General features: G+C 73.7%; 11 protein-coding genes. 6 read left to right on the forward strand and 5 right to left on the reverse strand.

Translation table 11 applies throughout. The annotated features are described in order from the left end of the window. Positions 1-34: 34 nt before the first annotated feature. From mmsA to VKV23_08235, 4 genes are read right to left on the reverse strand one after another with little or no spacing between them, the layout of a single operon-like run. Positions 35-1,528 (reverse strand): CoA-acylating methylmalonate-semialdehyde dehydrogenase, encoded by a 1,494-nt coding sequence (gene mmsA, locus VKV23_08220; protein ID HLI16019.1) that lies wholly within the window; start codon positions 1,526-1,528, stop codon positions 35-37. Beyond that, entirely contained in the window at positions 1,525-2,853 is a 1,329-nt protein-coding gene (locus tag VKV23_08225) for an aspartate aminotransferase family protein (protein ID HLI16020.1), read from the reverse strand. Before VKV23_08225 ends, mmsA begins: the two co-directional genes overlap by 4 nt. Continuing rightward, entirely contained in the window at positions 2,850-3,821 is a 972-nt protein-coding gene (locus VKV23_08230; protein HLI16021.1) for a hypothetical protein, read from the reverse strand. The genes VKV23_08225 and VKV23_08230 overlap by 4 nt, the downstream gene beginning before the upstream one ends. A 1-nt stretch (position 3,822) precedes the next feature. Then, entirely contained in the window at positions 3,823-4,737 is a 915-nt protein-coding gene (locus VKV23_08235) for a pseudouridine-5'-phosphate glycosidase (protein ID HLI16022.1), read from the reverse strand. A 394-nt stretch (positions 4,738-5,131) separates the two neighbouring features. On the opposite strand from VKV23_08235, the gene VKV23_08240 reads away from it, so the two are divergent. Genes VKV23_08240 through VKV23_08250 form a run of 3 tightly spaced genes read left to right on the forward strand, consistent with a single transcriptional unit; the run spans position 5,132 to position 8,269 of the window. Beyond that, positions 5,132-6,496 carry an extracellular solute-binding protein gene (locus VKV23_08240; GenBank protein ID HLI16023.1) on the forward strand — a complete coding sequence of 455 codons (1,365 nt, stop codon included), beginning with the start codon at positions 5,132-5,134 and terminating at the stop codon, positions 6,494-6,496. A gap of 7 nt (positions 6,497-6,503) precedes the next feature. Beyond that, the gene (locus tag VKV23_08245; protein ID HLI16024.1) at positions 6,504-7,448 is read left to right on the forward strand and encodes a sugar ABC transporter permease; all 945 of its coding nucleotides are present in this window, start codon (positions 6,504-6,506) and stop codon (positions 7,446-7,448) included. Next, positions 7,445-8,269, forward strand: coding sequence for a carbohydrate ABC transporter permease (locus VKV23_08250; GenBank protein HLI16025.1), 825 nt, complete (start codon positions 7,445-7,447; stop codon positions 8,267-8,269). The genes VKV23_08245 and VKV23_08250 overlap by 4 nt, the downstream gene beginning before the upstream one ends. Here the strand turns inward: VKV23_08250 and VKV23_08255 are convergent. After that, positions 8,262-9,074, reverse strand: a complete 813-nt coding sequence (locus VKV23_08255) for a nucleoside phosphorylase (protein ID HLI16026.1) — start codon at positions 9,072-9,074, stop codon at positions 8,262-8,264. The genes VKV23_08250 and VKV23_08255 overlap by 8 nt on opposite strands. Positions 9,075-9,199: 125 nt before the next feature. Here VKV23_08255 and VKV23_08260 point away from each other — a divergent pair, with 125 nt between their 5' ends. The 3 genes from VKV23_08260 (at position 9,200) to ugpC (ending at position 12,290) form a co-directional block, all read left to right on the forward strand. Next, complete coding sequence (locus VKV23_08260) at positions 9,200-10,036, forward strand: AIR synthase related protein (protein HLI16027.1); 837 nt, start codon at positions 9,200-9,202, stop codon at positions 10,034-10,036. Next, positions 10,033-11,025 carry a LysR family transcriptional regulator gene (locus tag VKV23_08265; protein HLI16028.1) on the forward strand — a complete coding sequence of 331 codons (993 nt, stop codon included), beginning with the start codon at positions 10,033-10,035 and terminating at the stop codon, positions 11,023-11,025. Before VKV23_08260 ends, VKV23_08265 begins: the two co-directional genes overlap by 4 nt. Positions 11,026-11,117: 92 nt before the next feature. Next, positions 11,118-12,290: a sn-glycerol-3-phosphate ABC transporter ATP-binding protein UgpC gene (gene ugpC, locus VKV23_08270; protein HLI16029.1), complete on the forward strand. Its 1,173-nt coding sequence runs from the start codon at positions 11,118-11,120 to the stop codon at positions 12,288-12,290. Positions 12,291-12,294: the final 4 nt, after the last annotated feature.

The following is a 12,294-nucleotide window of genomic DNA, read 5'->3' on the forward strand; positions in this document are numbered from 1 at the left end:
GGTGCCCCTCCTCGCCGCCTCGCTCCGGGCGCTCTCAGACCCGCGTCGGGAAGGCGAGGCCTGGCCCTGCCGGTGGCGGCGGCGCCCACCGGCTCGTGACCACCTTGAGACGGGTGTAGAAGCGGATCGCATCCGGGCCGCAGACGTGGAGGTCCCCGAAGAGCGAGGCCTTCCAGCCGCCGAAGGGGTGGGTCGCGACCGGGGCCGGGACGGGGACGTTGACGCCGACCATGCCGACCGGGACCTCGCGCTCGAAGACCCGCGCCGCCGCGCCGTCGCGGGTGAACACCGCGGCGCCGTTCCCGTAGGGGTTGGCGCGAACGAGCCCGAGCGCCTCGGCGAGCGTCGCGACGCGCACCACGCAGAGCAGCGGTCCGAAGATCTCGTCGTCGTAGATCGGCATCCCGGGCTCGACGCAATCGAACAGGCAGGGGCCGAGCCAGAAGCCGCCGGGCTCGCCGCTCGTCGGGTGCTGCCGCCCGTCGAGGACGAGGCGCGCCCCCGCTGCGACGCCCGACTCGAGGTAGGCGAGGACGCGCTCGAGGTGGGGGCGCGAGATGAGCGGGCCCATCTCGGCGCGCGGATCGGTGGCCGGCCCGAGGGCGATGCGCGCCGCGCGCTCGCGCAGCCTGGCGACGAGGGCGTCGCCCACGCCGCCCACGGCGACGACGACCGACACGGCCATGCAGCGCTCGCCCGACGACCCGAAGGCGCCGCTCACCGCAGCGTCCGCGGCAGCGTCCAGGTCGGCGTCCTCCAGCACGACGAGGTGGTTCTTCGCCCCGCCGAGCGCCTGGACCCGCTTGCCCTGGGCGGCAGCTGCGCCGTAGACGGCGCGCGCCGTGGCGGTCGAGCCGACGAAGCTCACCGCCGCGACCTCGGGGTGCGCGACGAGCGCCGCGGCCGCCTCGGCGTCGCCGTGCACCACGTTGAGCACGCCCGGGGGGAAGCCGGCCTCGGCGAAGAGCGCGGCGAGCAGCGACGGCGCGGCAGGGGCCTTCTCGGACGGCTTGAGCACGAAGGTGTTGCCGCACGCGAGCGCGAGGGGGACGAGCCACAACGGCACCATCGCGGGGAAGTTGAAGGGCGTGATCCCCGCGACGACGCCGAGCGGCTCGCGCAGCGAGCAGGCGTCGATCCCGCTCGACACCTCGCGGGAGTGCTCGCCCTTCACGAGCTCGCCGATCCCGCACGCGAGCTCGACGACCTCGAGGCCGCGCCGCACCTCGCCGAGCGCGTCCGACCGGACCTTGCCGTGCTCGGCGCTCACGAGCTCGGCGACCTCCTGGCCGCGGCGGGCGAGGAGGTCCCGCAGCCGGAAGAGGAGCTCGGTGCGACGCGCGAGCGAGCACGTCCGCCACTCGTGGGAGGCGGCGCTCGCCGCCGCGACCGCGGCATCGACCTCCTCGGCGCCGGCGAGGTCGACGGTGCCGGTCACCCGGCCGGTCGCCGGGTCGACGAGGTCGCCCGTGCGGCGCGCGCCCTTCGACCACGGCTCGTTGGCGACGAGGTGGGTGACGTGCCTCACGGGCGCGCCTCGCCGACGAGCTGGCGCGCGACGACCTCGAGGGACGCGATCAGGATGCGCGCCCCCTCGGCTGCCTCGCCGAGCGTCAGGCTGAGCGGGGGCGCGAGGCGCAGCACGTTGCCGTGCAGGCCTCCCCGGCCGACGAGCAGCCCCCGCCGGCGCGCCTCCTCGAGCGCCCCGAGCGCCGCGGCGGGTGCCGGGGTGGTCGTGCCGGGCTCGACGAGCTCGACCCCGATCATGAGGCCCTTGCCACGCACGTCGCCGACGAGGGGGAGGTCCCGGCGGCAGCGCTCGAGCTGCGCGCGGAGGAAGGCGCCCACCTCGGCGGCGTTCGCCTGGAGGTCGTGCGCGAGCAGGTAGTCGAGGTTGGCGAGCGCCGCCCTCGTCGCGAGCGGGTTCCCCCCGAAGGTCGAGATGGAGTGCGCCGCGAGGGCGTCGATCACCGCCGCCCGGCCGACGACCCCGCCGATCGCGACGCCGTTGCCCAGGCCCTTGGCGACCGTGAGGAGGTCCGGCACGACGTCGTGGGCCTGGAAGCCCCAGAAGTGCTCGCCGGTGCGCCCCCACCCCGTCTGCACCTCGTCGGACACGAGGAGGATGCCGTAGGCGTCGAGCACCTGCTTCATCGCGCCGAGCAGGCCGTCGGGGAGGACGGTGAAGCCGCCGACTCCCTGGATCGGCTCGGCGATGAGGCACGCCACGTCGCCCGCGGTCGTCGTCTCGATCACCTCGACGAGGTCGGCGACGCACGCCTCGATGCGCGCCGCGTCCGAGCGGCTGCCGAGCGGGTCCCGCACGCGGTCGGGGCAGCGCACGTAGCTCACCTGGAACGGGCTCAGGCTCGAGGCCGACCAGGCACGGTTGCCCGTCACCGCCATCGCCGCGAACGAGCGCCCGTGGTAGCTGTTGCGCAGCGCGAGCACCTGGTTCGAGCGGCGCGCCGCGCAGCAGCACAGCAGCGCCGCCTCGTTCGCCTCGGTCCCGGAGTTGACGAAGAACACCTTGGCGTCCGGGATCGTCGAGAGGCGCGCGAGCCGCTCGGCGAGCTCCACCATCGGCCGGATCAGGTAGAGCGTCGAGCAGTGCAGCAGGCGCCCGGCCTGCTCGCGGATCGCCTCGACGACCTCCGGGACGCTGTGGCCGCTCGTCGTCGTCACGATCCCGCCGAAGAAGTCGAGGTACTCGTTGCCCTCCGCGTCTCGCACGCGGCAGCCCTCGCCCGAGACGAGCTCGATCGGCTCGTCGTAGTACAGGCCGAGCCACGCCGGCGCCACCTTGCGGTGGCGCTCGGCGAGCTCGGCGTGCGCGCCCGGCGAGGCGGTCATCGGACCGCCGTGCCGCCGCGCTCGGCGGCCCAGCCGTCGAGGAGGTCGCGCGCGAGCTCGGCCACCCGCTCGGGTGGGTGCACGCCCTCCTCGGTGACGTAGCGGTGGACGAGGCCGGCGTCGACGCGCTCGAAGAACTGGTTCCACACCGCGACGCGCCCGCGCTCGACGAGCGGCCAGCCCTCGGCCAGCTCGGCGGCTGGCCGCACCTCCATCTCGATGTCGCGCTCGTCGCCGAGGTACACCTTGGCGAGCTCGGTGGCGACGTAGAGGTCCACGCCGGCGCGCCGGCAGGCGAGCGCGAGCGGCAGGGTCCCGGTCTTGTTGGCGAACGAGCCGTCCGCGAACACGGTGTCCGCGCCCACGAGCGCGACGTCGGCGCGCTCGGCGGCGATGCACACCGCGGCGTCGCTGTAGAGGACGACGGGGACCGGCGCCGCGGCGAGCGCCTCGACGAGGCGGCGCGACTCGCGGTACGGGCGCGACTCGGTGACGAGCAGCTCGAAGGGGATCCCGGCGGCGGTCGCACTGCGCAGGAGCGCCTCGAGCGTCGCGCTGTAGGAGTGCACGAGGACGCGCGCCCCCGCCCGGACGACGCTCGGCGCGAGCGCCCCGATCCGGCCGACCGCCTGCTCGGACCTCGCGGCGAACGCGCGCATCGCGATCGCGATCTCCTCCCTGAGCGCCGAGGCGTCCGCATGCTCCCCGCTCGCCAGGCTCGCGGCGAGGCGGGCGACGTTGCGCACGACCGCCATCGACGGTTTCGTCGAGGCGACCCAGTCCGCCGCCTGCGCCGCCGCCTCGCGCACGGCCTCGACGCCCGCCGAGGGGTCGACCTCCTCGACCGACAGCGCGATGAGCTCAGCCGAGGCCCGCGCGAAGGCGCTCCCGCCGGGGACGCGATTGGCCGCGATGTCGTCACGGAGCGCCGCGAGGCGCTCGGCTCGTGCCTCGGCCGCTCCGGGCACCTCACGCCCCCCGGCGCGAGGCCGCGGCGTAGGCGCACGCGATCTGCGCACCGAGCGCCACGTTGCCCCGCACGGCCGCGAGGTTTGCCTCGAGGGAGGCGCCGTCGGTCGCCTCGAAGATGTACGAGAGGAGGTAGGGGGTGAGCTGCTGGCCGCGCACGCCGTTGCGCTCGGCGGCGCGCAGCGCCTCCGCGAGGACGCGCTCGTGCAGCGCGGGGTCGAGCTGCGCCTCCACGGGCACCGCGTTGGCGACGATGAGCGCGGAGGGCACGTCGAGCTCGTCCTGGGCGCGCATCACCGCCGCGACCGCCTCCGCGGACTCGAGGCACCAGTCGAGCATCTCGCCCGAGCCGTGGAGGTAGAAGCCGGGGAACTCGCGGGTACGGAAGCCGACGACGGTGACGTTCAGCGTCTCGAGCCGCTGGAGCGTCGCCGGGATGTCGAGGATCGACTTCACCCCCGCCGAGACGACCGTGATCCTCGTCCGGCTCAGCGCCTCGAGGTCCGCCGACTCGTCCCAGGAGTCGATCCAGCCGCGGTGCACGCCGCCGAGCCCCCCGGTGGCGAAGACGCGGATCCCGACGCTGCTCGCGACGCAGGCGGTCGCCGAGACCGTGGTCGCGCCGCTCGCCTTCGTCGCGAGCGCCACCGCCAGGTCGCGCAGCCCGAGCTTGCGGATGCCGGGCTCGCCCGCGACGCGCCGCAGCTCGTCGTCGTCGAGGCCGACCTTCACCACCCCGTCGAGCACGGCGATCGTCGCCGGGCAGGCCCCGCCGGCTCGCACGAGGTCCTCGAGCTCCCGGGCGACCTCGTAGTTGCGGGGCTGTGGGAGCCCGTGGGAGATGATCGTCGACTCGAGGGCGACGAGTGGGCGGCCGGCGCGGCGCGCCGCGCCGGCCTCCTCGCCGAACGCCACGCCGGCAGGCGCCGGCCGGTCACCAGCTTCTCGCATCCGCTATGGCCCTTTCGGCTCACCGCTCGTGGAGCTGCGCCTGCGACGCTAAAGCCTGCCCCCTCGTGCGTCCAAGACGATGTCGGTGCGCGAACCTAAGCTCCTGCTTATCCCCACCCGCTGCGCCCGGCGCCAGCAGGTGCTCCGGAGGCACGCCAGGCGCCCGGCGCTGCCGGTAGCTCTCCCAGCTAGCCGGGCATGCCGACGCGAGCGTCCGCGGGGCCCGGTCGCGCCCGGCTGCTCCGACGATAAGCGCGCCATTATCGAGAGCGCCGAGTTCGTCTTGGACCGCCCTGCGCCTCGGCCGTACCCTGAGCCGCGTCATCGGGGGATACTGGGATACGAGGGGGAGCAAGAGGTGATCTCCAGACGATCGCGCTACCTCGCGACGGCCGCCATGGCGACCGCGGCGCTGCTCGTGACGGGTGGCGCAGCGGCGGCCTCGGGCCGTTCGAGCCCGACTCGGGTGACCCGCGGCTTCGACACCCACAAGCGGGTCACCATCACCATCGCGGACGGCTGGGGCGACACGCCGAGCGTCGCGGCCGCCTTCGCGGGCGTCGTGCACAACTTCGAGCGGAAGTACCCGAACGTGCGGGTGAACCTCGAGACGGAGGGCTCGAACGCCTACAACGAGGCGATCAACCTGCGGGCGGCCTCGAACAACCCGCCGGACGTCTTCATGCTCTCGACGGCGGGGTACGGCCCGGGCTTCTACGACCTCGCGAAGGCGGGCGACCTCGAGCCGCTCGACGCCTACGCGAAGGCCTACGGCTGGTACAAGCGCTTCAGCCCGACCGCGCTCGAGGTCTTCCGCCTCAACCGCAAGACCGGCCAGTGGGGCAGCGGCGCGCTCTACGGGCTGCCCGAGCAGAACACGATGATCGGCGTCTTCTACAACAAGAAGATCCTGCACGCGATCGGCTTCAGCAGCCCGCCGACGACCTTCGCGCAGTTCGAGACGACCCTCGCGCTCGCGAAGGAGAAGGGCTACACCCCCATCGCGGCGACGAAGGACGCCTACGTCCACGACGAGATGGGCCTCTGGGACGCCTTCTCGAGCTCGGAGCAGCCGATCAACAACTGGGTCTACGGCAAGTCCGGGACCTTCGCGAGCTCGGCCAACCTGCGCGCCGTCGAGACGCTGCTCACCTGGCAGAAGGACGGCTACCTGCAGGCAGGATCCGAGGGCCTCGGCTACGGGAACGCGGTCGGCGCGCTGACCGGGGGGAGCGCGCTGTACTTCTTCGCCGGCCCCTGGCTCGACGGCGCGGTGCAGTCCTCGCTCGGTCCTGACGCGGGGTTCATGCAGCTGCCATCGGTGTCCAAGCGCTCCCCGGTCGGCGGCGGCCCGTCGTCGCCGCTCGTCATCAGCTCGAAGTCCAAGCACCTGGCCGTCGACGCCGCCTTCCTCAACTTCTTCAACAGCACGGCGGAGTCGAACTACCTCGTGCAGCACGGCTGGGGGCCGCCGGGCGCGACCGTCAACCCGTCGGTGGCGCGGACGCTGCCGGTGACCGCGGAGGTCCTCGCGATCCTGCGCAGGGTCGAGGCACCCGGCGGAGCCGGCACGACCCCGTACATCAACTGGGCGTCGCCGGCGGTGAACAACGACATCTACTCGGGCCTGGAGAGCGTGCTGGCCAACCAGATGACCCCGGCACAGTACCTCGCCCAGATCCAGAACGACTGGGTCCAGTTCAAGGCGCAGCGGAGGTCGTAGGCGGCAGATGGCGCGCGCCGCGGTCGCGGTCGAGGCCGGCCGGGTCCACAGCCCGGCCGGCCGGCGCGTCGCGCCTCGCGCCGTCAGCGCGCCGGCGCGGCGCCAGCGGACCGCCTACGCCTACGTCCTACCGGCGCTCGTGCTCTACGCGCTCGTCGTCGTCGTGCCCTTCGCGCACGGCGTCGTCATCTCGCTCTTCAACTGGGACGGGGCCTCGCCGATGCACTGGGTCGGCGTGCGCAACTACGCCGCCGCCTTCGGCGACCCGCTCGTGCGCCAGGCGGTCGTCCACACGCTCGTCATCATCGCCTTCTACGCCGCGATCCCCATCTGCCTCGGGCTCGTCCTCGCCGCAGTCCTCGCGCGGCTCCGCCTCCGCCTGCTCGCGACCTGGCGGGCGCTGCTCTTCCTGCCGCAGGTCATCTCCGTCGTCGTCGTCGGCGTCGCCTGGCAGTGGGTCGTCGCGGAGAACGGCCCGTTCAACGAGCTCCTGCGCGCCGTCGGCCTCGCCAGCCTGACGCGGGTCTGGCTCGGCGACTTCACCTGGGCGCTGCCCACGGAGGGGGTGATCGGCATCTGGCTCATGTCCGGGCTGTGCATGGTGCTCTTCATCGCCGGGGCCCAGGCGATCGACCCGGAGCTCTACGACGCCGCCAACGTGGACGGCGCCGGGCCGGTGCGCGAGTTCTTCACCATCACCGTCCCGGGCCTGCGCAAGGTGATCGCCGTCGCGTCGGTCCTCACCCTCGTCGGGGCGATCAACAACTTCGGGCTCATCTGGGTGACGACCGAGGGCGGGCCCGGCAACCAGACCCAGGTGCTGTCGACCCTCATCTACACGCGCGCGTTCGTGCTGAACGAGGTCGGCGACGCGGCGGCGCTCGCCGTGCTGCTCGCGGTCGTCATCATGGCAGCGGCCATCGGCATCTCGAGGCTGGCGGACCGCTCGTGAGCGTCCACACGCGGCGCGACGTCGCCGTCCGCTACGCCATCCTCGTCGCCGCGTCGGTCCTCACCCTGGCGCCGCTCGTGGTCGTCGCCATCGTCTCGTTCTTCCCGCCCGGCACGCAGCTCGACGGCGTGTCGATCCCGCCGCACCCCACCTTCGCCGCCTACGCCCACGCGTGGCGCTTCGGCGACTTCGGCCAGGCGCTCACCACGAGCGCGATCGTGGCGATCCCGGTCGTGGCGATCGTGACGACCCTCTCGGTGCTCGCCGGCTACGCCTTCGGGACGATGCGCTTCGTGGGCTCGAGGGCTCTCTTCTACGTCATCCTCGCGGGGATGACCGTCCCGTTCAACGTCATGATCGTGCCCCTCTACTTCGACTTCCAGCGGGTCCACCTGACCGACTCCTACTGGGGCCTCATCGTCCCCGAGTCGGGGATCTACCTCGCGTTCGGCGTGTTCTGGATGCGCGCCTTCTTCGCCTCCGTCCCCCCGTCCCTCATCGAGTCGGCGCGCCTCGACGGCGCCTCGAGCCTGCGCATCCTGTGGCGGATCCTCGTCCCGATCGGCAAGCCGGCAATCCTCACCCTCATGATGCTGACGTTCCTCGCGTCGTGGAACGAGTACCTCGTGCCGCTCGTCATGTCGAGCTCGAACCAGCTCCAGACCGTGCCGCTGCGGCTCGCCAACTTCCAGGGCCAGTACCTGACCGACGTGCCATCGCTCGCCGCGGCCTCGTTCATCGTCGCCGGACCGGCCATCGCCACCTACGTGGCGACGCAGCGGACCTTCTTCCGAGGGCTGCTCCAGGGGGCGCTCAAGTGACGCGAGCGGCGGCGATGAGGCGTCGCAGGGCGCCGATCGCGCAGGCGACGGCGCGCTCGATCCCGGCGTCTCGCCGCTCCCGGGCGCCCGGCAGGTCGAGGTGCTCGCCGCTCACCTGGTTGCCCGCGACCGCGAGCACCGAGCCGACCCTGCCCTTGAGCACCGCGCCGGCGACGATGAACAGCGCCGCCGTCTCCATCTCCGAGCAGAGCGCGCCGGCGGCCGTGAAGGCGCGCCAGCGCGCGGCGAGCTCGTCGGCGATCGGCATCCTGCCCGGCTCGTGCTGGCCGTAGAAGGAGTCCTTGGAGTGCACGACACCGACGCGGTAGGGAGCCGCGAGCTCCGCCGCCGAGGCGGCGAGCGCCTCGAGCACCGCCGGGTGCGCCACGGCGGGGAACTCGAGCGGGACGTACTGACGCGTCGTCCCCTCGTCCCGGATCGCCCCCGACGCGATGACGAGCTCGCCGATGCTCATGTCCGGCTGCATCGCGCCGCAGGTGCCGATGCGGACGAAGGTGTGCGCGCCGAGCTGGGCGAGCTCCTCGACGGCGATGGCCGCCGAGGGACCCCCGACGCCGGTCGAGGTCACCGAGACGCGCTCGCCGTCCAGCTCGCCGGTGAAGGTGCGGAACTCGCGGAAGTGCGCGACCTCGCGCGCGCCGGTGAGGTGCGACGCGACGAGCGGCACGCGCCCGGGGTCGCCGGGCAGCAGGACGTACCCGCCGACCTCGCCCTGCGCGGCGCGCAGGTGCTCGCGCCGTCCCGGCCGGCGCGAGATGGGGCTCGTCGCGGCGTGGGTGGGCACGGTCGCCACGCTAGGAAGCGGCGTACCGGCTGGTCAACGGGCACCGCAGGACGCCGGGAGCTGCGCGCGACCGTCGGCCGGCGTCCCGCCCCGACACGGGTCGCGACGCCCGCGGGGGCGGACCGGTGACGGGCCGCAGCACCCCGCTCCCGGTCGTCCCGACCCTCACCCTCGCGGAGGCCCTCGCGCAGCGGTGCGCCCGGGGAGCCTGGCCCGACGGCGCGGTCCGGCGCGTGCGCGACCTCCTCGTCGTCGACGTCGGCACCGCCCTCCTCGTGGTGGCCTGCGACGCCAACGCCGCGATCGGGAGCAAGCCAGCCGACCACCTCCGCCAGGACCCGGCGCTGACCGGCTACAGCGCCGCGAAGGTGCCCCTCATGGAGGTCCTCGCGGCGGGCGCGACGCCGCTCATCGTCGTGGACAACCTCTGCTGCGAGCTCGAGCCGACCGGCCGGGGCATCCTCGCCGGCATCGCCGAGGCGCTGGCGCAGCTCCCCGGCGGCGGCGTCGTCGTCACCGGCAGCGACGAGACGAACATGCCGACCGTCCAGACCGGCGTGGGCGTGACCGTCCTCGGCGTCGCCCGTCACGGCGAGCTCCTCCTCGGGCGGGCGCAGCGGGGCGACGCCGTCGCCTGCGTGGGCACACCGAAGGACGGGGTGACCCGCCCCTACCGGGAGGGCGACGCCGACGTCGCCTCCATCCGCCACGTCGAGGCCGCGCGCTCGAGCGGCCTCGTGCACGAGCTGCTCCCCGTGGGCAGCCGCGGAGCCGGCTACGAGGCCGGCGAGCTCGCCGCGACGGCGGGCCTCGAGCTCGAGGTCGACGCCCTGCCCCCCGTCGACCTCGAGCTCTCCGCGGGCGCCAGCACGTGCTTCCTCGCCGCCGCGCCCCCCGAGCGCCTCGAGGCGCTCCGGGCCGTCGTCGGCCTGCCCGTCGAGCGCATCGGTCTCCTGCGGTGAGGCGCGTCCCCGCCTCGCCGGCGAGCGCGCGCCTCGGCGCCCAGCTCCCGGGAGCGCTCGCCGATAGGGTCTTGCTTATGCCGCCGATGAACGTCTCCCTGCGGCTCCTGCGGGCCTTCGTCGCCGTGGGCCGGGAGGGCAACGTGCGGCGGGCAGCGGCTCGCCTCTTCGTCTCGCAGCCCTCCCTCTCGCAGGACATACGCCGCCTCGAGCGCCACGTCGGCGTGCCGCTGTTCGTCCGCGGACCCCAGGGAATGACGCTCACGCAGCCCGGCGAGGAGCTCCTCCGCTGCGTCGAGACCGCCCTCGTGCTCATCGACCGGGGCGTGGACCAGGCCCGCAGCGTCGCCACGACCCGCAAGACCCGCCTCCTCCTCGCCTTCAGCCCGAGCGTCGGCAACCGGCTCATGCCGGCGCTGCTCCCGCTCCTCGAGCGTCGGCTCGCCGACGTCGTCGTCGACGAGCGCGAGGTCGACACGGGCGAGGTCGGCCCGGGCGTGCGCGACGGTCGCTTCGACGTCGGGCTCGCGCACTGCCCCTCCCTCGAGGACGGGCTCGTCGTGACCACCTTGGTCGAGGAGCCGCTGTGCGCGGCCCTCGCCGCGACGCACCCGGCGGCACGCCGATCGAGCGTCTCCCTCGCCGAGCTCGAGGGCCTCGACCTGCTGCTGTGGCCGCGGGAGACGGCGCCGGAGTACTTCGACCGCATCCTCGCCATCTGCCGCCAGGCGGGCACGGACCCCAAGGTGGTCCAGGGCGCGCGCCGCGCCGTGATCCGCTCCTACCTGCTCGCCGAGGGGCGCACCTTCTGCCTGCTCCCCGCGTCGACGGCCGTCCTGCGGGTGCCTGGCGTCTCCTTCGTCCCGATCGCCGACGGCCACGCCGCCATCCCGCTGATGGCGATCCGGCGGGCCGAGGAGCACCGGCCCGAGGTCCTCGCCGTCGAGGACATCGCTCGCGAGCAGGGGCGGGCGCTGCTCGGCGCGTAGCGCGCGACCGAGCACCACGGCGTTGGCGACCCGGCGACGGCTAACCTGAGGGGCCCGAGCGCACGCGACCTGCGAGGAGATGGAGGACGACGGTGGCTGGGTTGGTGCTCGAGCGGGTAACGAAGGTGTACCCGAACGGCTTCGAGGCGGTCCACGAGCTCGATCTCACGGTCGCGGACGGCGAGTTCATGGTCCTCGTCGGTCCCTCCGGCTGCGGCAAGACGACGGCCCTGCGAATGGTCGCCGGCCTCGAGGACGTCTCCTCGGGAACCGTGCGCATCGGCGAGCGCGTCGTGAACGACGTGTCACCGAAGGACCGCGACATCGCGATGGTCTTCCAGAACTACGCCCTCTACCCGCACATGACGGTCGCGCAGAACATCGGCTTCGCCTTGAAGCTGCGCAAGCTGCCGAAGCGCGAGATCAACGCCAAGGTGAGGGCCGCTGCGGCCGTGCTCGGCCTCACCGAGTGGCTCGACCGCAAGCCGGCCCAGCTCTCGGGCGGACAGCGCCAGCGCGTCGCGATGGGCCGGGCGATCGTGCGCGAGCCGTCGGTGTTCCTGATGGACGAGCCGCTGTCCAACCTCGACGCGAAGCTGCGCGTCCAGATGCGCGCCGAGGTGTCGCGCATCCAGCGCCGCCTCGGGGTGGCGACGCTCTACGTCACCCACGACCAGACCGAGGCGATGACGATGGGCGACCGCGTCGCCGTGCTGCGGGCGGGCGTTCTCCAGCAGTGCGACGAGCCCCAGACCCTCTACGACCGCCCGAGGAACCTCTTCGTGGCAGCCTTCATCGGCTCGCCGGCGATGAACCTCTACGAGGCGAGGCTGCACGAGGGCGCCCGCCGGCTCACGATCGGGAGCCAGTCCGTGGCGCTCCCCGACGCCGTGCTCGCCGCCCGGCCCGCGCTCGCCGCCTACGCGGGCTCGCGCGTCGTCGCGGGCATCCGTCCCGAGGACCTCCCGGCGGCCACGGGGACGTCGGGCCAGACGCTCGAGGGGGACGTCGACCTCGTCGAGGCGCTCGGCTCCGAGCTGCTCGTCCACTTCTCGATCGACGCGACGCGGGTGCACCCCGAGGGCTCGCAGACGACGGAGGGCGACGAGCTCGGCGCCTCGGGCGAGCTCACGAGCAGCGGCGCGGGGATCGCGCGCGTCGACGCGCGCGCCAAGGTGCGCGCCGGGACACGGGCGACCTTCTCGCTCGACCCCGAGCGCCTCCACTTCTTCGACCCCGCGAGCGGCGAGGCGATCTGGCGCTGACCGA

Source organism: Acidimicrobiales bacterium, assembly GCA_035294085.1.
Taxonomy (GTDB): domain Bacteria; phylum Actinomycetota; class Acidimicrobiia; order Acidimicrobiales; family Bog-793; genus DATGLP01.